Below are 19,841 nucleotides of genomic sequence, written 5' to 3'. Positions count from 1 at the left end.
TTGGCGGCGCCTGACGAGCTAGAGCCGCCGATCTCGGTTTTAAAATGCGATGCCGCCAGAATCGCTGGGCCGGGTCACAGAACCTTCGAAAGGAAAGCTCTGGTCCGGTCGCGGCCCGGTCTTCCGAGCACTTGCTCCGGCGTTCCCGTTTCGACGACTTCGCCTTCGTCCATGAAGGCCACGATGTCGGCCACTTCGCGTGCAAATCCCAGTTCGTGCGTGACCACGACCATGGTCTTTCCGGCTTTAGCCAGCGCCTTCATGACGTCGAGCACTTCGCTGACCCGTTCCGCGTCCAGGGCCGACGTGGGCTCGTCGAACAACAGGACGCGGGGGTTCATCATGAGCGCGCGGGCAATAGCAACGCGCTGCTGTTGCCCGCCGGACAGGTGCGCCGGATATGACAATTCGTAGCCGGCCAGTCCGACCGTCGACAGAAGCTCGGCGGCCCGCTCGCGCGCGTCCGCCGCGGCTTCCTTGCGCAACAAGGTAGGAGCGCAGGTCAGATTCTGCGCAACGGTCATGTGCGGAAAGAGATTGAAGTTCTGGAACACCATGCCGACGTGTTCGCGCTGCTGCGCCAAACGACCAGGCGAAAGTCTCCTATAGGCTCGACCGGATAGGACGTAGCCCTGAAGTTCTCCGAAGATCCGCACCTCACCTCCCTGAATCTCCTCCAGGCTGTTCAGGCAGCGCAACAGGGTGGACTTGCCGGACCCGCTCGGGCCGATGATGCAGGATACTCGACCGGGCTCGACGGAGAAATCGACGTTCCTCAACACGGTGCGACCGCCGAATCGCTTGACAAGACCGCGGACGGAAACAGCCAGATCGCTCATCGATCGCGTCCTCTTCGAAGCAGCTCCTTCCACGTCGCGTCCGACTTGCGACTTGTCGATCGGCCATATGCCCGTTCGACCCCATGCTGGACGACCGAAAAGACGGTCGACAAGGCGAGGTACCAAAGCGAAGCGACGATGAGGAGGGGAATGGTCTGATAATTGGTCCCGTAAATGATTTCGGCACTGTGCAGGAGCTCGGACACGCCTAGTACCGATACCAGCGAGCTGTTCTTCAGCATCGCAATCGTCTGATTCCCGATGACAGGAACGATGACCTTCATCGCCTGCGGCAGGAGGATGCGGAAAGTTACCTGCCGCGGCCGGAGCCCCAGGCTGGTGGCCGCCTCCGTCTGACCGCGATTGACGCTCTCGAAGCCCCCGCGGACGATCTCCGCCATGTAGGCGGCTTCGTTCGTGATCAACCCGATGATCGCTGCGAGGAAGGGCGTGACTATCTGCGTGGCATTCACCTCGTATCCGAAGAAGCCGAGCGTCGGATAAAGGGCGGCAAGGTTGAACCAGAAGATCAGTTGCACGAGCAGCGGCGTTCCTCGGAAGAACCAGACATAGCCAGACCCCAGCTTTGCGACCACGGGCGATTGAGACCGCATCATCACGGCCAGCACCGCTCCGATCAGTACTCCGAGAACGATGCTGATCGCGGTGAGCACCAGCGTCATTCCGACGCCCCTGAGGATGATCGGCGCCATAAGATATTCGGCGGCGATATCCCAGTGGAAATTGGGATTGGTCACGACCGAACGCGTCAACGACAACGTCACTAGGATGGCGACGATCCAGCCGGCATACTCCCAGCGGGAACGATGTGGCTTTCTGACGTCCACGAGAATTTTAGGGGCGACCCCCGCCATATTCGGATCCAACATCTCGGCGGCTCTCAGTGGAGTTCGATCGTTTCGAGCGTGGCGTTAGGCAGGCCCCACGCCCGGAATATCTCCTTGTACTGCGGCATGGTCACGATGTGCTTCATGGCCGCGACCAAAGCGGGAGTCAGCGCGCTGCCTTTCTTCGTGGAGAGCGTTATGGGGAGCGGGCGGATCTCCGCGCCGGCGACGCGAAAAAATCGGCTGCTTGAGAACCGCGTAACTCATGACCGGCGTATCGCCGAACGCGGCGTCAAGACGACCGGACAAAAGCTGGGTCAACGCATCCTGCTGGCTCGGAAGGCCCACGATGTTGACAGGTTTTTTGCCGCTTGCGGCACACTCGTCCGAGAGTTCCGGCAACAGCTTCGCGAGTTGAAGAGAACCGAGTTGAGCGCCGACGTTCAGGCCGCAGAGGTTCGAGACGTCGGCATTGCTGCTCCTAAGGGTGACGGCCTCGGAGCCCCACTTCGCATAGTCGATCATGTCGAGAACTTTGGTGCGTTCCGGCGTTACCCCCATGCTTGCGATGGACAGATCGAATTGCCCGCTGAGCAATCCGGGGATGATGTTGTCGAATCCTACGTTCGCGAACTGCACCTGCACCCCGAAGACGCGGCCCATCAATCTGGCGAGATCCGGATTCGTGCCGAGTGGCGTTCGACCATCCGTAGCCAGAAACTTGTTCGGCGGCGTCGACAGATTCATGGCCACCTTCAGGCTCTTCGTGCTTGCCGGCAACAGCGCGGCGACTTCCTTCACGGGCTGAACGTCGGCGAAGTCGTTGGCGTCGGTCGTGCTCAGGGCTGGCGCTTCCGAAGCTGCTGATGCGCTTGCGTTCCAAGTGGCGGCGCCGATAGTCCCCGTCGCGATCGCAACCATGAAGCCTCGGCACAGGGAGCGGTAGGCCACTGAGTGTCTCATTTTCCTAATCCTCTTCATGGCAAACGGTTGCTGGTTGTTGGCGCTCAAGTTGACGCCCTGACCGGAGTTGGCGCGACGCCGCTCGTGGCGCGCGGCTGGGAAATCATTCGAGTTCGTCCGCCGTGGAGACGGTGGCCGGTAGCTGATCCAGCATGCGAAGCATCGCCTGCTGGATCTGATCGCCGGTCAGCCGGGCCGCCTGCTCGACATCGCCCGCCCGTAGCGCGTTCACGATATCGCGATGACTGTCATCCCAATCGGCCGACAGACCGACCGTGCGCCAGACGGGGAGCACATATCGATTGATTGCGATCTGCAGTGCCGAAATTTGCGAGAGCAGCCGGGGGCGACCCGAGCGACCGTACAATCGATTATGGAACGCCCAATGGAGGACGGCGGCCTCTGCTCCCAGTCTTGATGGCCGCACCTGTGCGAGAATCTCTTCGGCTTGATCGTAGTCAGCGGCCCGCAGGTGCGGCGCCGATAGCCGAAGCGCGTGCGGCTCGAGCAGCTTCCGCATTTCCATGATGTCTTGGAAATCGGCTCGGCTCAGGGGCGCGACCCTAATGCCCCTATTGAAGCGCTGCACCGCCAAGCCTTCCGTGACTAGCTTTGCCAGCGCTTCACGAACCGGGACGCGGGAGACGCCAAATCGCTGAGCGATTTCGTCTTGGTTCAACCGCTCGTTCGGAGCGAAGGCGCCTTCGAAGATGGCTTCCCGCAACGCCCTTGCGATCGCGTCAGGCAGGCCGTCACGGCCGGCAATATGACGAGCAGCCAAATCGGCGAGGAGGTCGGGCATGAAGAAGTGCACCTAAAATGAATATTGTCGAATGTATTCATTTTAGGGGGTGAGTCAATCCTTTGGTAGCAAGGCTACAAAATTCATTATTTTCAATGGCTTGATGATTGTTTAGTGGAAAGCCTCATGCAGGCCAGTGGGATGCGGCCCAAAAAAGACTAGTAGACAATCGCAGTGGCGGAGATGTCCCCTCCATTCGTTACGAGTACGCCGCGGCGCCTCCACCGTCGCTGGAATGCGGGATCGCCCGGCCAAGCCGGGCGATGACAGCGGGATGTGTGGCGAGATCGCCGCGTCTTGCGAAGAGCGCTTCGTCCCGCCAGCAGCCCTTACGACTCGATCTTCACGTACTCGAAATCGCCGGGCTTGTTGTCGATGCCGACTTTGGGCGGCGAGATCCAGGAGGCGAACTGGCCGATCTCGGTGACGGGCTGCATCAGCGAGGTGATGAAGTCGCCGTCGCTCGCCGACGGCAGCCATTCGTCCTTGCGCTTGGCCCAGGTGGCATCGTCGATCAGGATCCCATCCGGCGTCGCGTGCACGTCCTTGAACTCGCCGATGTGGCGGTGGAAGGCGACGTTGGGCAGCGTCAGCTTGAAGTCGTAGCCCGCGGTCGAGATCACCTTGTTCCAGCGCAGCATGCCCTTGATGCAATCCTGGCTGTAATCGTCGCGCAGGCGCATGTTGAGCGCGGTCAGCGCCGGCTCGTCAACCAGCTTGATCTCGCCGTTGATCAGCTTGAGCACCGGATAGGTGGAGTTCTTGAGCTGGTGATCGTCGTCGATCTGGGTCTCGTGATAGCGGCCCTTGATGCCGGCGTTGAAGGCGTTGGCCGCGTTGGTCGAGACTTCCGAGCCGAACAGGTCGAGCGAGAGCGTGTAGTGCAGGTTCAGCTTCTTCTGGATGGTCGGAAGATCGATCACGCCGAGCGCGCGGACTTTCGCGATGTCGGTGGGGTCGGTGATGCCGGCCGCCTTCATCGCATCGCAGGTGCGCTGCACGACGCGGGTGATGCCGGTCTCGCCGACGAACATGTGGTGCGCTTCTTCCGTCAGCATGAAGCGGCAGGTGCGCGACAGGGGATCGAAGCCGGACTGCGCCAGTGAGTGCAGCTGCATCTTGCCGTCGCGGTCGGTGAAGTAGGTGAACATGAAGAAGGACAGCCAGTCCGGCGTCGCCTCGTTGAACGCGCCCAGCATGCGCGGCGCGTCGGCATCGCCGGAGCGGCGGCGCAGCAAGTCATCCGCTTCTTCACGTCCGTCGCGGCCGAAATACTTTTGCAGCAGGTAGACCATCGCCCAGAGGTGACGGCCTTCCTCGACGTTCACCTGGAACAGATTGCGCATGTCGTAGAGCGAGGGCGCGGTCTTGCCGAGATGGCGCTGCTGCTCGACCGAAGCGGGCTCGGTGTCGCCCTGGATCACGATCAGGCGGCGCAGCATGGCGCGATGCTCGCCCGGGACTTCCTGCCAGGCCGGCTCGCCATAATGCTCGCCGAACGGCACGACGCGATTTTCTTCCTGCGGCGCAAGCAGGATGCCCCAGCGATATTCGGGCATGCGGACATAATCGAACTTGGCCCAGCCGCGCGGATCGACGGAGTAAGCGGTGCGCAAATAGACCAGCGATTCCTGGAAGCCTTCCGGCCCCATGTCGCTCCACCAGTCCATGTAACCGGGATGCCAGCCCTCCAGCGCTTTGAGCACCTGGCGGTCTTCGGCGAGGTTGACGTTGTTCGGAATCTTGGTCGAGTAGTCGACGTTCATGATGTTCATGTTCATGTGGACCTCCCGTGTGGGACTAGCTCGTTTGAAGGGGCGAATGGCGAATGGCGAGTAGCGAATGGGCATTCCCTATTCGCCATTCGCCACTCCCTACTCGCTAGACTCTCGTCATATCGAATTTCGGTTTCTGGCCGCTGCCGTAGCGGCGCAGCGCGCCTTCTTCGCCGACGGCGTTCGGGCGCTGGAAGATCCAGTTCTGCCAGGCGGTGAGGCGCGCGAAGATCTTCGATTCCATCGTCTCGGGGCCGACGAAGCGCAGGCTGGCTTCCATGCCGGTGAGGCTGTCGGGCGAGAAGCTGGCGCGCTCCTCGAGGAACACGCGGACCTCGTCGTCCCAGTCGATGTCGTCGAGGGCGAAGGTAACGAGGCCAAGCTCTTCGGCCTGCTCGGCGTCGAGGCTGGTGCCGAGCGTTGCTTCCACGCGCTCCAGATCGGACGGATCGGCCTGGAAGCGCGCCTGCAGCCGTGTCAGGCCATGACTCATCGGATAGGGACCGAAATTCATGGCGGACAGCTCGATCGACGGCGGCGGACGATTGTCACCCTGGCGGGTGCCGATCAGCATGTAGGAGCGGTCGGCGGCGAAGACGAGCTCGGCGAGCGTGCCGGCAAAGCAGGAGCCGGGCTCGACCAGCGTCACCAGCGTGCGCGAAGTGACGTCGACGCGCTTGAGCACGCGCTTCCAGTAATGCCTGATCTCGTTGACCAGCCAGTGCGCCTTGTTGGCTTCGAGGAACGCATCGCAGGCGAGCACATGGGCGCGGTCGCCATGGCTCTTGAAGACCAGCATCGCGATCTCGAGCTCGTTGATGCGCAAGTGCAGGATGGCGTCGTCGAGCTCGCGCGCCACTTGCAGCGGCCAGAACGAGGCGCCTTGCGCCATCATGCCGTCGATGTCGGCGGGCGGCGCGGTCTCCGGCGCCTTGATCGAGATGGTGGCAATGCGGGCGGTGCGATCGATGTCGACGCTGACGAAGCCGTAGCGGATGCTGTTTTCGTCGATCAGGCGCCTGAGCGGCGTCAGCGCGATGCCCTTGCCGCTGCCCTTGCGCGTCGAGGCCGCCGCAAACTCCTTGGCGCGCTCGGCGATCTTGGCCTCGAGCTTGGAGTTCGGCGCGATCTCGTCGACGAGGCGCCATTGCACGGCGCGCTTGCCCTTCACGCCTTCCTCGATGGTGCAGAAGACATCGGCGTGGTCGCGCCGCACCTTGCGCTTGTCGACCACTCGCGTGAGACCGCCGGTGCCCGGCAGCACCGCGAGCAGCGGCACTTCGGGCAGCGCGACGGCGGACGAGCCGTCGTCGGCGAGGATGATATGATCGGTCGCGAGCGCCAGCTCATAGCCGCCGCCGGCGGCGGAGCCGTTCACCACGGTGATGAAGCGCTGGCCGGAATTCTCCGAGGAGTCTTCCATGCCGTTGCGGGTCTCGTTGGTGAACTTGCAGAAGTTCACCTTGTGCGCATGCGTCGAGCCCGCGAGCATGCGGATGTTGGCGCCGGCGCAGAACACGCGGTTCTTGGCCGAGCGCAGCACGACGACTTTCACCTCGGGATGCTCGAAGCGCAGGCGCTGGATCGCGTCGGCCAGCTCGATGTCGACGCCGAGATCGTAGGAATTGAGCTTGAGCTGGTAGCCTTCGAACAGGCCGCCATTCTCGTCGACGTCCATCGTCAACGTCGCGACGTCGCCCTCGACCGCCAGCTTCCAATGCCTGTAGCGGGACGGTTCGGTCTGGAAATCGATGAATGTCGCGCCGCCTGCGAGGCGCCGATCTTCCCCGGCCATGAGCCACCCTTGAGCTTGGTTATGCATTCTGGAGCGTTAGATGCACAATAGTGCATCTTACTAGATTAGTCTAGCCCGAATCGCGGCGCCATATGCACTTTGCTTCATCTAGGCGCTCATGGGTTTCATGCGGCCTGAAGCCCCGAATCGTCCCGCAAGGCGGCCTGCGCAAACTGCACGATGGCATCAAGGGTCGGCCCCGGGGCCTCGCGATGTGGGGAATGCGCCGCGCCGGCAATGATTTTCAGGTCGACCGGGCAGTAACATTCTTCCTGCGCGATCTCCGCCTGGCGCACGGTCCCATATTGATCGTCCGCGCCCTGCACGATCATCACGGGCACGCGGATGTAGGCAAGGTATTCGGAGACATCCCAAGTGCGGAATTTCGGATCGAGCCAGGCGCCGTTCCAGCCGTAGAAGGCGTTGTCGACGTCCTTGTGCCAGCGCGTGAGCTTCGACCTGAGGTCCGAAGTTTCGAACGTCGTCTTGATCGCGGCGATCGATTTGATCGAGATGTCCTCGACGACGAAATGCGGCGCGATCAGCACGAGCCCATTGAGGCGATGATCCTGATGCGCCCCGGCATAGATGGTCGCGATCGAGGCACCATCGGAATGGCCGAGCAGGAGGCCGCGCTTGAAGCCGATCATGTCGAGCAGCTTCGGCAGCACGTCCAGCGCCTCGCGATGCATGTAGTCGAGCGGCCGCGGCAGTGCGACCGGGCTGGACTGGCCGTAGCCTGCGCGCGAATAGGCGAAGATGCCGGCGCCCGTGGCCTGCTGCAGTTTTTCCAGGAAGTCGCCCCAGAGGCCGACGCAGCCGAGGCCCTCGTGCAGCGTGACGATGGTGGGAGCGTCCGCGGACGATGGCGCGAGCCATTTGTATTCGAGGCTGGCTCCATCGATGCTGAGGAAGCCGGTTGGGGTGAGTTGGGTCATGGTCGAATTCCCATTCCTAGCCAATGCCGAGATGCCCACCCTCCCCTGGAGGGGAGGGTCGATTCACAGCGAGCGCAGCGAGATGTGAAGCGGGGTGGGGTGACAGCCTCTCCGCGGATGCGGTGCCCGTGGAGAGATCACCCCACCCCGCCACGCGTCTCGCTACGCTCGATCGCGTGCCGACCCTCCCTCCAGGGGAGGGTAAGCGAGCGCGTTCGCCGCCTGCTCACTCAATTCGCGCCCTCGCGCAATTTGAACCGCTGGATCTTTCCGGTCGCGGTCTTAGGTAGCGACTCCACAACGTCGATCCAGCGCGGATATTTCCAGGGGCCGATCTTCTGCTTGACGTGCTCCTTGAGCATCTCCTGCAAATCCGTCGTCTTGGCGCCCGGGCGCAGCACGACGAAGGCTTTCGGCTTTAGGAGTCCTTCCGGATCGGCCTCGGGCACGACGGCAGCTTCCAGCACGGCGGGATGCGTGATCAGCGCGCTCTCCACTTCGAACGGCGAGACCCAGATGCCGGAGACCTTGAACATGTCGTCGGCGCGGCCGCAGAAGGTGTAGCGGCCATCGGCGTCGCGGATGTATTTGTCGCCAGTGCGGGTCCACGGCCCCTCGAAGGTGCGGCGGCTCTTGTGGCGCTGGTTCCAGTAGCCTTCGCCGGCGGAGGGCGCATCGACCAAGAGCTCGCCGACCTCGCCGTCGGCGACGTCCTGCCCGGCCTCGTTGACGAGCCGCACCGCATAGCCCGGCACCGGCTTGCCGGACGAGCCGTATTTAATGTCGCCGGGCGCGTTCGACAGAAAAATGTGCAACAGCTCGGTCGAGCCGACGCCGTCGAGAATGTCGACACCGAACCGTGCCTTCCAGCTGTGGCCGACGGATTCCGGCAGCGCCTCGCCGGCGGAGGTGCAGATGCGCAAAGCCTTGCCGCCGCGCTGGCTCTTCATGGTCTCGTCGTTGAGCATCGCGGCGAACAAGGTCGGCACGCCATAGAAGATCGAGGGATTGTAGCGGTTCATCAGCTCGAACATGCGCGCCGGCGTCGGCCGCTCGCTGTTGAGGATCACGCTGGCACCGACAGACATCGGGAAGGTCAGCGCATTGCCGAGGCCATAGGCGAAGAACAATTTCGCCGCGGAGAGGCACACATCGCTCTCGCGAATGCCGAGCACCTGCTTGGCGTAGGTGTCGGCGGTCGCCTGCAAATTCGAATGCAAATGGCGCACGCCCTTCGGCATGCCCGTCGACCCCGACGAATAGAGCCAGAACGCCGGCTCGTCGGGATGCGTCGCGGCGGTGGTGAACTGATCGCTCTCGCCGGCGAGTTCTTCGGCAAGCTGCTTGTGTCCGTTCTGCTTGGCGCCGGAGACCACGACATGCTCGAGATCCGGCATGCGGCCGACGACGTCCTTGATGACGGGATAGAGCGCTTCGGACACGAACAGCACGCGCGCGCGGCAGTCGGCGAGGATGTAGGCGTATTGGTCCGCGGTCAGCAGCGTGTTGAGCGGCACCGGCACGATGCCGGCGCGGATCGCGCCCAGGAACACGACCGGGAAATCGACCGTATCCAGCATGATCATCGCCACGCGCTCCTCGCGGCGGACGCCGAGCCGGCGCAGCATGTTGGCGGCGCGCCGGGTCTGTTGCTGGAGCTCGCCATAGGTGAGCCGCGAGACGGTGTCGTCGAAGGCGAGCTTGCTGCCCCTGCCCTCCCTGACATTACGGTCGAGCAGCCAGGTCACCGCGTTATAGGATCCCTCGCTCACGGACATCTCCCCGGAATTTAGAATTATAATTCATAGAAAGACACCACGGCGGCTTGCTGTCAATGCCAGCAGGCACTATGTTTCATTAAAATGCGCCGCAGGACCCCTGTAAAGAAGACTCATGACCGAAAGTCCCGACGCCGAATCCCGCTTCCTCGAACAGCTCGGCCAGCGTGTGCGCACCATGCGCGCGTTGCGCGGCATGTCGCGCAAAGTGCTCGCCAAGGTGTCGGGAATTTCGGAGCGCTACATCGCGCAGCTCGAGAGCGGCAAGGGCAACGTCTCGATAGTGCTGCTGCGCCGCGTCTCCGATGCGATGGGCGCGCATCTCGAAGACTTGCTCCCCTCGCCCGATTCGACGCCGGACTGGCAGATGTTTCGCGATCTCCTGCGCAAGGCAACGCCCGCGCAGATTGCTCAGGCCAAGGATCTGCTCTCCGGCGGCAGCGCAACCGCGCCGCGGCGCGCACCGTTCTGCGGCATCGCGCTGATCGGCCTGCGCGGCGCCGGCAAGTCCACACTTGGGCGGATGCTGGCGAAGAGGATCGGCTGGAGTTTCGTCGAGCTCAACAAGGAGGTCGAGCAGCAGAACGGGCTCTCGGTCGCCGAGATCATCGCGCTGTACGGCCAGGAAGGCTTTCGCCGCATGGAGCAGGCGGCGCTGCAACAGCTGCTCGCGCGCAACGAGCTGATGGTGCTGGCAACCGGCGGCGGCATCGTCTCCGAGCCTTTGACTTTCGACCAGGTCCTCTCCTCGTTCTACACGATCTGGCTGAAGGCCGAGCCCGAGGAGCACATGGCACGCGTGCGCCGCCAGGGCGATCTGCGGCCGATGGCGGATGATCGCTCGGCGATGACGGAGCTGCGCAACATCCTGCTCAGCCGCGAGCCGCTGTATTCGCGCGCGACCGCGGTGGTGGATACCGCCGGGCTGTCGGTCGACGCCGCCGCCGTGCGCCTGATCGATGCGGTACGGCCGGTGCTGCAGAACGAAGCCCGCAGCTTCGGACTGCGCAGCGTGGCGCTGTAGGTGGTTGGACCTCGCTAAAGCGACACACTCGGCTGTCGTCCCGGACAAGCGTAAGCGCAGATCCGGGACCCATACCCCCAGGGAGAAGTTGTTGCGCAAGCTGGCAACCACGAGTCTTCGCAAAACAACTCCCTGTGGTTATGGGTCCCGGATCTGCGCGCGCTTAGGGCGCGCTTGTCCGGGACGACAGCGAGGGTTTGGGGCGACCTCCGGCAACACTATATCGACGCCGAACAGCAAGCCTTGGAATCAATGATGACGTCCACCGACATCACCACCTCCATGTTCGAGCGGATCGGCGGTCGTGCCACGATCGACGCCCTCGTCGACCGCTTCTACGACCGCATGGACACCCTGCCGGAAGCGAAGATCATCCGCGCCATGCATGCGGACGACCTCGGCCTGATCAGGGACGTGCTGAAGCGCTATCTCACCGAATGGACCGGCGGCCCGCGGCTCTATACCCCCGAGAAGGGCCATCCGCGGCTGCGCCAACGCCATTTCGGCTTCACCATTGGGGACGCCGAGCGCGACGCCTGGATGCTCTGCATGCGCGGCGCGATGGAGGAGACGATCGCTGACGCCGCCGCGCGGCAGGATCTCGACAAGGCGCTGTCCGGCCTCGCCGATTGGATGCGCAACCAGCCGTGACAGGGCGGCAGCGCCTTTGGCATCGGCGGCGTGCCACGCACCGGGTCATTTGAGTTCCGCGGTGATCGCCTGCTAAGCTCCAGGCATGACCGACATGCTCCCCGACACCATACGCATGGAGCGCGAAGCGACGGAGCGTTAGCGCGTGATGGACGCACCTCCCGATGTCATCCGTCGACCGCCCTCGCCGCGCCTTGCGCGGCTGATCTCCAGCATTTCCTTCTACCGCGAGCGCGGGATCGGCTTGGCCGCCTTCCGGCATGCCGCGCCGCTTTCGCTGCCTCTGCTGGTGAATTTGGGGACGCCCTTCCGCATTGGGCTCGGACACCGACCGGACACCGCCGATGCGCGGCCGAGTTTCGCGGCGGGTCTCTTTCCCGGGCCGGTCGTGATCGAAGCCGACGGGCGCGCCGAATGCGTTCAGGTCGATTTCACGCCGCTCGGGGCGTATCGCTTCTTCGGGGGCGCCGTGCCCGATCTGACCGCGCGGATCGTCGGCCTCGACGACATTTTGGGGCGGCACGGCAGGGAGCTCCGCGCAAGGGTGGCCGAGGCAGCCAGCTGGCAGCGACGATTCGAGATCGTGGAAGACTTCGTGCTTCGCCGCGCCGTTCACGAGCCCTCGCCTGAGGTCGCTTTCGCGCTGGAGACGCTGTGGCGAGGCGCGGGCGCGGTCAGGATCGCCGACATTGCCACCGACATCGGCTGGAGCCGCAAGCATCTCACGCGCCGCTTCCACCACGAGATCGGCGTTCCTCCAAAGGTGCTGGCGCAGATGCTGCGCTTTCATCGTGCTTGCGTCCTGGCCCGGACGGATGGCGCAGGCGGCTGGGCGGCCATTGCCGCAGACGCCGGCTATGCCGACCAGGCACATCTTGCTCGCGATTTCCGGATGTTCAGCGGAGAGACGCCGACCGGATGGGCCGCGCGGCTCGATGTCGTCGATCCACGACTGATGCGCGACGGCGGAGGCTAGCGCCAAGGCAGCGCGAAGACAGCGCGAGACTTGGGCCAAGTCCCATTTGTTCAAGCCGGCCGCTGTGATCCGAATTATGGTCGGCTTCGCAACAGACAAGGACTTGCACCGGACGTCTCGCAACGAGCTTGGAGAGTGTCATGAACCCGCCGAACCTTTATGAAGCGCCGCGCCTCTACCACACCATGCGCTGCAAGGATGCCGAGGCGATGATCGCCTGGCTGAAGAACGTTCTCGGCTTCACCGAACGGGTGGTGTACCGCAAGGAGGGCACGGTCGTTCACGCCGAGCTGGCGTTCGGATCGTCGATCCTCATGCTGGGCGCGCATCGCGACGATGCTTACGGCAAATTGGTTGGCGACATCGGCGGCCGGCGGACGGATGCCGTCTATCTCGCTGTCGATGATCCCGACGCGCTCTATGCGAAGGTGAAATCCGCTGGTGCAGAGATCGAGATGGAGCCCTACACGACCGATTATGGCAGCCGCGATTTCGCCGCACGCGATCCGGAGGGCGGGCTCTGGAGCTTTGGCACCTACTGGCCCAAGGTCGGCGAGCAGCCGCTCGCGGGATAGCGGGCGCTCGCGTCAAATACTGCTCCGCGGCCGAACCGTCTTGCTCGCTAGACCGACCAGTAGTGCGGATGCGGGTAGGGCCGCGAGCGGTCGCCCCAGTCGAACGCGTCGCCATCGAACTCGCACGGGCCGCTGCTGAGTTCGTCCAGCGTCTGCTCGGTCTGGAACGCCTGCCGTGCTGGATCGTATTTCAGCGCGCCCCACTGCAGCGGATAATGGTGACGCGTACCGAGCAGCCCGCCGGTCTTGATCACGGCATAGGCAACCGTTCCGCTCATCTTGTCGAGCATCAACCGCTCGATCGTGCCGAGCTTCGTGCCGTCGCGTCCGTAGACGGCGACGTGCTCCACGCGATCACTGGGAACCATGGTGTGGTTCATGGTGTCCTCCCTGTTCTCGTCTGTTCACGATATTATAGCACCGGTTTCGCGGCGGCGGGAGCAGCTACAACTGCTGTAAGCGGCCCGCCCCGACCACCAGAGCGTCACTTCAGCCGAATCGTGTCGACGCGACGGCACTGGACGCAATGATAAACGTGCTCCGCAGGCAGCGTGACTATTCCAGGTAGTGTCGCCAGGAACTTCATTGGCCGCCTGCATTTTGAGCAGATGAGGATCGGCGGATCGTCTTGGCGATCGGAACTCATACAATAACCGGGGCTGAAGGCCGCCCGCACGTTACTGCCGCGCTGCGCGCGCTTCATCCCGGGAGAACTACCGGCCTTGATCGGAATCCGATCGGTCCCGCTCGGCGCGCTGCTTCACGCCCGCGTGAGGCGACTTCTTCCGGACTGTTGCGACGACATCGCGCCGCCCCCGGACGAAGCCATTTTCCTCACCCGGCGAAAAACGCCGGAAAGGCAGGCGGTCTAGAATTCTCCGCATTGATCAACAACGGAGTTCGGTCATGTGGGGTCAACTTTTCAGCCTGATCTATCGCCTGTCCTGCCGGACCACACTGATGGAGATCGGCGCGCACCGCCTCGCGCGTTAGGTCCATGAAGCCCAGGGGAATTGGGTAAGATCGATTGACCAGATGACGGGGATTGCCATGCGCAAGCTGATCCTGATCGCCGCGATGTCGCTGCTCGCAAGCCAGGGCCATGCCGGAGGCTCGCGGAGCCTCAGCCTGGCGGCCAGCAATGCAAGCCAGCAGGCGGAACAGCCGGCCACCGCGAGGCCAGTTCCGGCGCAGACGCCTCAAGCCCCGCCAACAACGAATGTGCCGACGGCGACCGCACCAGCTGCATCGACGGCGCCTGCCTCGGCAATTCCGGCCGCCACAACGTCGGCCCGGTCCGCAACGGCGTCGAGGGCCGAAACCGCCAAACCGAAGCGCCGGCAGCCGTCCACCGAGGCGCGCGTGATCCGCGAGCTGCATCGGCACGGAATTTATTGGTGAGAGCTCACGTTATCTCTTCCGTCATTGCGAGCGCAGCGAAGCAATCCAGGATCTTTCCGCAGCGGCAGTCTGGATTGCTTTGCTGTGCTCGCAACGACGACGCGGCTGGAGTCGGGCTCAAATTCCCAGATATTTGTGCTGCAGGTCCGGCGCGGCCATCAGCTCGTCGGAGGTGCCGCTCCACACCGTCTTGCCGCGCTCGATGATGTAGTGGCGATCGCAGATGCGGGCGAGATGGTCGACGTTCTTGTCGACGACCAGGATCGACTGTCCGCGGCTCTTGAGCAGCGACAGGCAATTCCAGATCTCCTGCCGGATCAGCGGCGCGAGGCCTTCGGTCGCCTCGTCCAGGATCAGGAGCTTCGGATTCGTCATCAGCGCGCGGCCGATCGCGAGCATCTGCTGCTCGCCGCCGGAAAGCTGGTTGCCCATATTGGACGCGCGTTCGGCGAGGCGCGGAAACATCACGTAGATCGCGGCGAGCGTCCAGGGATTATCGCTGTTGAAGCGATCGGCCGCGGCCGCGACCAGGTTTTCGCGCACGGTGAGGTTCGGGAAGATCTGCCGGCCCTCGGGAACGAGACCGACGCCGAGCTTGGCAATTCTGTAGGACGGAAGCTGCCGCACCTCCGCGCCCGCGAAGCGAATGGTGCCTGCGCGCGCTGGCGTCAGGCCCATGATGGAGCGGATGGTGGTGGTCTTGCCCATGCCGTTGCGGCCCATCAGCGAGACCATCTCGCCCGGCTTGATCGACAGCGACAGACCGAACAGCACCTGGGACAGGCCGTAACAGGTCTCGATGCCGTCGACCTCGAGCAGCGTGTCAGCCATGATGCGTCACCACATGCTGATCGCCGAGATAGGCGCGCTTGACGTCCTCGTTGGCGCGAATCGCGGCCGGATCGCCGGAGGCGATGACGCGGCCATAGACCAGCACCGTGATGCGGTCGGCGAGCGCAAACACCGCCGGCATGTCGTGCTCGACCAGCACGATCGAGACCTCTTTCCGCAGCTCCTGGAGCAGCTTCACCATGCGCTGGGATTCGGTCACGCCGAGGCCGGCCATCGGCTCGTCCAGCAGCAGCAATTTCGGCTTGCTCGCGAGCGCGACCGCGAGCTCGAGCTCGCGCCGCTCGCCATGGCTGAGCCTGGACACCACGATATCGGCACGGTGACCGAGGCCGACGCGATCGAGCGCCGCCTGCGCGGCATCGCGCAGACCCTTCTCTTTCCGCGCATTGGCGAAGAATCGGAACGAGGTGCCGGCATGCGCCTGCGCCGCCAGCGCGACATTGTCGGCGGCGGTGAAGTCGAGCAGCAGCGAGGTGATCTGGAACGAACGCGCCAGACCCAACGCGCAGCGGCGATAGGCCGGCAGATAGGTGATGTCGCGCCCCGCCAGCGATACGCTGCCGGAATGCGGTTCGAGATGCCCGGTGAGCTGGCTGATCAGCGTGGTCTTGCCGGCGCCGTTCGGGCCGATGATGGCGTGCAGCTCGCCGGATGCGACGTCGAGCGAGACGTTGTCGGTGGCGATGATGCCGCCGAAGCGGCGCACCAGCTTTTCGACGCGGAGCAAGGGTTCAGCCACGGCCAGCCCTCCCGAGTGCGCCCATGATGCCGCCGCGGCCGAACAGGACGATGAGCAGCAGCAGCGGGCCCAGGATCAGCGCCCAATATTCGGTGATCTGCGACAGCAGCTCTTCCAGCAGCAGGAACACCACCGCGCCCATGACCGGGCCGAACAGCGTGCCCATGCCGCCCAGGATCACCATCACCATGAGGTCGCCGGAACGGGTCCAGTACATCACGGCCGGGCTTACGAAATCGGTGTTGTTGGCGAGCAGCGCGCCGGCAAGGCCGCACATCGTGCCTGATATGACGAAGCAGACCAGTTGGTAGCGCTTGGCCGGGAAGCCGATGGCCTGCATGCGCTGCTCGTTGGAACGCAGGCCCTGCACGACAAGACCGAAGCGCGAGTTGACGATGCGCCATATCAGGAGCATGACGCCGAAAAGGCAGGCGAGGCAGAGATAGTAGAACTGCGTGCGGTTGCCGAGATCGATCAGGCCCGAGAAGTCGCTGCGCGTGTAGATGGTCAGGCCGTCGTCGCCGCCGTAACGGGCCAGACCCGAGGCGACATAGTAGGCCATCTGGGCGAAGGCCAGCGTGATCATGATGAAGTAGACGCCACGGGTGCGCAGCGACAGCGCGCCGATCACCAGCGCATAGATCGCCGACGCCGCGATCGCGACCGGAAACTGGATGAAGCCGGACCCAACGCCTTCCTGCGCGAGCATGCCGACGGCATAGCCGCCGATGCCGAGATAGGCGGCATGGCCAAAGCTCATCAGGCCCGCAAATCCCATGATGAGGTTGAGGCTCGCGGCCGCCAGCGCCAGGATGATGATGCGGGTGAACAGCGTCAGGATGAAGATGTTGCCGGTCAGATGCGAGTAGAGCGGCAGCAGCACGAGGCCCGCCAGCATCAGGGCCGTGACGGCCTTGCTCACGCTCAAACTCTTCATCGACGGTTGGCCGGAAACAGCCCCTCCGGCCGCACCACCAGCACGATCGCCATCAGCAGATAGATCAGCATGGAGGACAGCGCGGGCGCGGCGGTGGATGCGGCGGCGCCGCTCAGCACCTGGCGGAGCAGGTTCGGAAGGAAGGCGCGGCCGAGCGTGTCGATCATGCCGACGAAGATCGCAGCGAGGAAAGCGCCGCGGATCGAGCCGATGCCGCCGATCACGATGATGACGAAAGCGAGGATCAGGATGTTCTCGCCCATGCCGATCTGCACGGTGAGGATCGGGGCCTGCATCAGCCCGGCAAGGCCCGCGAGCGCGGCGCCCAGGCCGAACACCAGCGTGTAGAGCAGCTTGATGTTGATGCCGAGCGCGCCGATCATCTCGCGGTTGGATGCGCCGGCCCGGATCAGCATGCCGATGCGGGTGCGCATCACGCCGAGATAGAGCAACAGCGCGACCAGCAGCGCCACCGCGATGATGGCGAGGCGATAGGCGGGATAATGAATACCGGGAAGGATCGGCACCGGCACGGTGAGCCAGGCCGGCAGCGGCAGCGCCAGGCCCGCCGGGCCCCAGATCAGCCGCACGGCTTCGTTGAAGAACAGGATCAGGCCGAAGGTCGCGAGCACGTGGTCGAGGTGGTCGCGGCCATAGAGATGCCGCAGCGCCGTCACCTCCAGCACGATGCCGAGCACGAGGGTGGCGCCTAGCGCCATCAGCGCACCGAGCAGGAAGCTGCCGGTCCACGCCGCGAAGGTCGCGGCGAAATAGGCGCCCATCATATAGAGCGAGCCGTGCGCGAGGTTGACGAGATCCATGATCCCGAACACCAGCGTCAGGCCGGCGGCGAGCAGGAACAGCAGCAGACCGAACTGCAGCCCATTCAAGAATTGTTCGACGACGAGCAGCATCAGGACTCTTTCAGGCGCATACAGACGCGCGCCGATGTTCGAACACAGTCGCCATCAGTGAAAGAGCTCCCCCTGCCTCTTCAAGGCCGAAAAATGGGTAATGGCAGTATCGTTCCGAGGCAAGAGCGATTCGACATCAAACATGCACTTTGTTGCATCTCGGCACGTGCGGCCCGGACGCGCCCCGCAATGCAAAAAAGCTGCCGCGCGGCATGAGGCAACCTGCCGCAGCCAGACGACATCACCCTCTCACCGGCTGGCGTTGAGAGGGTACGATCGTCGTAAAATCGAGCAGGGCTGCGTCTAGTGCGACGTCATCTGCCGGGGGAGCTCGTCCGGCTCGGCGAGAACACTGTTGGCCGTCGACGCCTCCAGGGCCGCCATCCGAAACAGATAGGCGAGCGTCGTCAATCCGGTGTCCTCCGCCATTTGCGCCAGCTCGAGCGCCATGTCGGACATGTAGCCGAGATTCTCGTCTTCCATTTGCGCCATGATCTGGCTGTCCCGCATCACGTTCGACATCTCAGGCGCTCTTTCGTTGCGCGGCAACATGACCGCAGAGGTTGGCACGGGCGACGGCATTGAGACGAGGGCCGTCCTGCTGCACGACCGAAGCCGTGCCGATCCGACGATGCAGGACATCGAGCGTCTCCCGACGAATGTCGATGGTCGCCGCCATGGTCCATGCGTTCTCGACCAGAGCCGGCAGACCGAGCGGCGTCACGACGAAGCCGGCTTCATGGAAGCGCGGCAACCACCAGGTCTCCATGATCGCGCTGACCCGCGCGATACCCTGATCGAGGCAGAACTCCTGCACCGCAGCCATCAGTTGCAGGTTGAGCGCGCCGTCGCGACGATCGCGCACGACGAAGTAGCGCGACCATTCCCACACCAGCGGATCGGCCGGCCAGCCGCGAACCGCCGCCAGATGCGGAAACACCTCACTCATCATCGACGGCTTGGTGGTCGGATAGAGCCGATGACCGCCCACGACGCGGCGGCCCTCCAGCGCCAGCAGATAGATGGTGTCCTCGTCGTCGTAGGAATCGATCTCGCGGCCGTCCGGCCGGCGCAGCGTCTCCCAACGCCGCTCCTCGACGAAGATGTCGTGACGCAGCCGGAAATGCTGCTCGATGACGTCTTCATAAAGGTGGCGATTTGCCGCGGAAATTGCGTGAATCATGAAAACCCCCATTCATTCTCAATGGAGGCAGAGTCCGCGAAAAGACGCAGCTTCGGTATTGGGAAATTTCCCAGTAAGGCGGCTTACGGAGCGATGATCTTGTTCCGAATCGCCAGCGCGACCGCATGCGTACGGTTGACGGCGCCGAGCTTGCGCGCGGCAGTTGCAAGATGCTCTTCGGCGGTGCGCTGGGTGATGTGCAGGATCTCGCCGATTTCCCAGGCCGACTTCCCCTGCGAAGCCCAGGCGATCACCTCGCGCTCGCGCGGCGTGAGGCGCGTCGACGGATGCGGCATCGGTTCGAGCAGACGGCGAATGTGGTCGAAGCCATACATCGCCATCAGATGCAGCGCCGGCTTGCTGCGGGCATTGAGGTCGAGATGGACACCGCCGAGCGAGACCGCAGCCTCGTAGCCGGTGAGCCCGTGGATCGGCACGATGAAGCCGCGCGACATGCGGAACTCGCTGGCGCGGTTCATCACCTCGGCCGCATTCGGCTCGAGTTCCGCATCATAGGGCGCTTCCGACCACTCGAACGGATTGACCGACTGACGGCACAACCGCACCACGGGATCGAACCGATCGTAATTGTTCTCGGTGTAGAGGCTGAACCACCCCGCGGGCCAGCGCTTGGCGAGCACCATCTGTGCAAACTGCTGATCGGGATTGGGCAACCCCGTCACGATGATGGTTTCGAAGCCGAAGCGACCGAACGCCGCTTCGAGCGCATTCATGGCCTCTGGTACCTTGCGGTAGGTCTGCAGGCCTTCAATGAAGTCGAGCGCCTCCCGGCCATAGTCTACGGCGGACATCGTACGTTTCCTGACCCTCGCCGCTTTCGTATAGCACGT

21 protein-coding genes are annotated in these 19,841 nt (G+C 63.7%); 5 read left to right on the top strand and 16 right to left on the bottom strand.

Annotated elements, in window-relative coordinates:
* Nucleotides 1–74 precede the first annotated feature (74 nt).
* From ABIA45_RS30170 to ABIA45_RS30135, 8 genes are all read right to left on the bottom strand, one after another.
* A complete protein-coding gene (locus ABIA45_RS30170) occupies nt 75–839 on the bottom strand; it encodes an amino acid ABC transporter ATP-binding protein (protein ID WP_404654638.1) in 765 nt (254 codons plus the stop codon).
* Nucleotides 836–1,729 carry an amino acid ABC transporter permease gene (locus ABIA45_RS30165; RefSeq protein ID WP_271546365.1) on the bottom strand — a complete coding sequence of 298 codons (894 nt, stop codon included), beginning with the start codon at nt 1,727–1,729 and terminating at the stop codon, nt 836–838. Before ABIA45_RS30165 ends, ABIA45_RS30170 begins: the two co-directional genes overlap by 4 nt.
* A 42-nt stretch (nt 1,730–1,771) precedes the next feature.
* Nucleotides 1,772–2,638 carry a transporter substrate-binding domain-containing protein gene (locus ABIA45_RS30160; protein ID WP_404654637.1) on the bottom strand — a complete coding sequence of 289 codons (867 nt, stop codon included), beginning with the start codon at nt 2,636–2,638 and terminating at the stop codon, nt 1,772–1,774.
* Nucleotides 2,639–2,753: 115 nt separating this feature from the next.
* The gene (locus tag ABIA45_RS30155; protein WP_271546369.1) at nt 2,754–3,452 is read right to left on the bottom strand and encodes a GntR family transcriptional regulator; all 699 of its coding nucleotides are present in this window, start codon (nt 3,450–3,452) and stop codon (nt 2,754–2,756) included.
* Nucleotides 3,453–3,781: 329 nt separating this feature from the next.
* Nucleotides 3,782–5,233 carry a benzoyl-CoA 2,3-epoxidase subunit BoxB gene (boxB, locus tag ABIA45_RS30150; RefSeq protein WP_404654636.1) on the bottom strand — a complete coding sequence of 484 codons (1,452 nt, stop codon included), beginning with the start codon at nt 5,231–5,233 and terminating at the stop codon, nt 3,782–3,784.
* A 100-nt stretch (nt 5,234–5,333) separates the two neighbouring features.
* Nucleotides 5,334–7,022, bottom strand: a complete 1,689-nt coding sequence (boxC, locus tag ABIA45_RS30145) for a 2,3-epoxybenzoyl-CoA dihydrolase (protein ID WP_271546373.1) — start codon at nt 7,020–7,022, stop codon at nt 5,334–5,336.
* 125 nt (nt 7,023–7,147) lie between these two features.
* Entirely contained in the window at nt 7,148–7,960 is an 813-nt protein-coding gene (locus ABIA45_RS30140; protein WP_404654635.1) for an alpha/beta fold hydrolase, read from the bottom strand.
* A 230-nt stretch (nt 7,961–8,190) separates the two neighbouring features.
* A complete protein-coding gene (locus tag ABIA45_RS30135; protein ID WP_404654634.1) occupies nt 8,191–9,732 on the bottom strand; it encodes a benzoate-CoA ligase family protein in 1,542 nt (513 codons plus the stop codon).
* Between the two features lie 121 nt (nt 9,733–9,853).
* On the opposite strand from ABIA45_RS30135, the gene ABIA45_RS30130 reads away from it, so the two are divergent.
* The 4 genes from ABIA45_RS30130 (at nt 9,854) to ABIA45_RS30115 (ending at nt 12,964) form a co-directional block, all read left to right on the top strand.
* Nucleotides 9,854–10,762, top strand: a complete 909-nt coding sequence (locus tag ABIA45_RS30130) for a helix-turn-helix transcriptional regulator (RefSeq protein WP_404654633.1) — start codon at nt 9,854–9,856, stop codon at nt 10,760–10,762.
* Between the two features lie 255 nt (nt 10,763–11,017).
* Nucleotides 11,018–11,413 (top strand): group II truncated hemoglobin, encoded by a 396-nt coding sequence (locus ABIA45_RS30125; protein WP_404654632.1) that lies wholly within the window; start codon nt 11,018–11,020, stop codon nt 11,411–11,413.
* Between the two features lie 148 nt (nt 11,414–11,561).
* Nucleotides 11,562–12,389, top strand: coding sequence for a helix-turn-helix domain-containing protein (locus tag ABIA45_RS30120; protein WP_404654631.1), 828 nt, complete (start codon nt 11,562–11,564; stop codon nt 12,387–12,389).
* Nucleotides 12,390–12,529: 140 nt separating this feature from the next.
* The gene (locus ABIA45_RS30115; protein WP_157286581.1) at nt 12,530–12,964 is read left to right on the top strand and encodes a VOC family protein; all 435 of its coding nucleotides are present in this window, start codon (nt 12,530–12,532) and stop codon (nt 12,962–12,964) included.
* 47 nt (nt 12,965–13,011) lie between these two features.
* Here ABIA45_RS30115 and ABIA45_RS30110 read toward each other — a convergent pair whose 3' ends face one another.
* The gene (locus ABIA45_RS30110) at nt 13,012–13,344 is read right to left on the bottom strand and encodes a PRC-barrel domain-containing protein (protein ID WP_271546387.1); all 333 of its coding nucleotides are present in this window, start codon (nt 13,342–13,344) and stop codon (nt 13,012–13,014) included.
* A 655-nt stretch (nt 13,345–13,999) separates the two neighbouring features.
* Between ABIA45_RS30110 and ABIA45_RS30105 the strand changes: the two genes are divergently transcribed.
* Complete coding sequence (locus tag ABIA45_RS30105; RefSeq protein WP_404654630.1) at nt 14,000–14,365, top strand: hypothetical protein; 366 nt, start codon at nt 14,000–14,002, stop codon at nt 14,363–14,365.
* A 117-nt stretch (nt 14,366–14,482) separates the two neighbouring features.
* Here ABIA45_RS30105 and ABIA45_RS30100 read toward each other — a convergent pair whose 3' ends face one another.
* The 7 genes from ABIA45_RS30100 to ABIA45_RS30070 form a co-directional block, all read right to left on the bottom strand.
* Nucleotides 14,483–15,196: an ABC transporter ATP-binding protein gene (locus tag ABIA45_RS30100; protein ID WP_036001768.1), complete on the bottom strand. Its 714-nt coding sequence runs from the start codon at nt 15,194–15,196 to the stop codon at nt 14,483–14,485.
* Complete coding sequence (locus tag ABIA45_RS30095) at nt 15,189–15,956, bottom strand: ABC transporter ATP-binding protein (protein ID WP_036001772.1); 768 nt, start codon at nt 15,954–15,956, stop codon at nt 15,189–15,191. Before ABIA45_RS30095 ends, ABIA45_RS30100 begins: the two co-directional genes overlap by 8 nt.
* Complete coding sequence (locus tag ABIA45_RS30090; RefSeq protein WP_109142170.1) at nt 15,949–16,893, bottom strand: branched-chain amino acid ABC transporter permease; 945 nt, start codon at nt 16,891–16,893, stop codon at nt 15,949–15,951. The genes ABIA45_RS30095 and ABIA45_RS30090 overlap by 8 nt, the downstream gene beginning before the upstream one ends.
* Complete coding sequence (locus ABIA45_RS30085) at nt 16,890–17,807, bottom strand: branched-chain amino acid ABC transporter permease (protein ID WP_018644491.1); 918 nt, start codon at nt 17,805–17,807, stop codon at nt 16,890–16,892. The genes ABIA45_RS30090 and ABIA45_RS30085 overlap by 4 nt, the downstream gene beginning before the upstream one ends.
* Nucleotides 17,808–18,110: 303 nt before the next feature.
* The gene (locus tag ABIA45_RS30080) at nt 18,111–18,329 is read right to left on the bottom strand and encodes a hypothetical protein (RefSeq protein ID WP_271546392.1); all 219 of its coding nucleotides are present in this window, start codon (nt 18,327–18,329) and stop codon (nt 18,111–18,113) included.
* Between the two features lies 1 nt (nt 18,330).
* Nucleotides 18,331–18,990 (bottom strand): acyl-homoserine-lactone synthase, encoded by a 660-nt coding sequence (locus ABIA45_RS30075; RefSeq protein WP_198399951.1) that lies wholly within the window; start codon nt 18,988–18,990, stop codon nt 18,331–18,333.
* An 83-nt stretch (nt 18,991–19,073) separates the two neighbouring features.
* Nucleotides 19,074–19,802: a LuxR family transcriptional regulator gene (locus ABIA45_RS30070; RefSeq protein ID WP_157286586.1), complete on the bottom strand. Its 729-nt coding sequence runs from the start codon at nt 19,800–19,802 to the stop codon at nt 19,074–19,076.
* Nucleotides 19,803–19,841 lie beyond the last annotated feature (39 nt).

The organism is Bradyrhizobium sp. USDA 336 (assembly GCF_044908355.1).
Classification (GTDB): Bacteria; Pseudomonadota; Alphaproteobacteria; order Rhizobiales; family Xanthobacteraceae; genus Bradyrhizobium; species Bradyrhizobium yuanmingense.
The sequence above is the reverse complement of the archived record's forward strand: the minus strand, read 5'-3'. Positions and strand labels throughout refer to the sequence as shown.

Coding starts and splice junctions, on each gene's coding strand:
- ABIA45_RS30170 (WP_404654638.1), bottom strand. CDS start 839: ATGAGCGATCTGGCTGTTTCCGTCCGCGGTCTTGTCAAGCGATTCGGC.
- ABIA45_RS30165 (WP_271546365.1), bottom strand. CDS start 1,729: ATGTTGGATCCGAATATGGCGGGGGTCGCCCCTAAAATTCTCGTGGAC.
- ABIA45_RS30155 (WP_271546369.1), bottom strand. CDS start 3,452: ATGCCCGACCTCCTCGCCGATTTGGCTGCTCGTCATATTGCCGGCCGT.
- boxB (WP_404654636.1), bottom strand. CDS start 5,233: ATGAACATGAACATCATGAACGTCGACTACTCGACCAAGATTCCGAAC.
- boxC (WP_271546373.1), bottom strand. CDS start 7,022: ATGGCCGGGGAAGATCGGCGCCTCGCAGGCGGCGCGACATTCATCGAT.
- ABIA45_RS30140 (WP_404654635.1), bottom strand. CDS start 7,960: ATGACCCAACTCACCCCAACCGGCTTCCTCAGCATCGATGGAGCCAGC.
- ABIA45_RS30130 (WP_404654633.1), top strand. CDS start 9,854: ATGACCGAAAGTCCCGACGCCGAATCCCGCTTCCTCGAACAGCTCGGC.
- ABIA45_RS30125 (WP_404654632.1), top strand. CDS start 11,018: ATGACGTCCACCGACATCACCACCTCCATGTTCGAGCGGATCGGCGGT.
- ABIA45_RS30120 (WP_404654631.1), top strand. CDS start 11,562: ATGGACGCACCTCCCGATGTCATCCGTCGACCGCCCTCGCCGCGCCTT.
- ABIA45_RS30115 (WP_157286581.1), top strand. CDS start 12,530: ATGAACCCGCCGAACCTTTATGAAGCGCCGCGCCTCTACCACACCATG.
- ABIA45_RS30110 (WP_271546387.1), bottom strand. CDS start 13,344: ATGAACCACACCATGGTTCCCAGTGATCGCGTGGAGCACGTCGCCGTC.
- ABIA45_RS30105 (WP_404654630.1), top strand. CDS start 14,000: ATGACGGGGATTGCCATGCGCAAGCTGATCCTGATCGCCGCGATGTCG.
- ABIA45_RS30100 (WP_036001768.1), bottom strand. CDS start 15,196: ATGGCTGACACGCTGCTCGAGGTCGACGGCATCGAGACCTGTTACGGC.
- ABIA45_RS30090 (WP_109142170.1), bottom strand. CDS start 16,893: ATGAAGAGTTTGAGCGTGAGCAAGGCCGTCACGGCCCTGATGCTGGCG.
- ABIA45_RS30085 (WP_018644491.1), bottom strand. CDS start 17,807: ATGCTGCTCGTCGTCGAACAATTCTTGAATGGGCTGCAGTTCGGTCTG.
- ABIA45_RS30080 (WP_271546392.1), bottom strand. CDS start 18,329: ATGTCGAACGTGATGCGGGACAGCCAGATCATGGCGCAAATGGAAGAC.
- ABIA45_RS30075 (WP_198399951.1), bottom strand. CDS start 18,990: ATGATTCACGCAATTTCCGCGGCAAATCGCCACCTTTATGAAGACGTC.
- ABIA45_RS30070 (WP_157286586.1), bottom strand. CDS start 19,802: ATGTCCGCCGTAGACTATGGCCGGGAGGCGCTCGACTTCATTGAAGGC.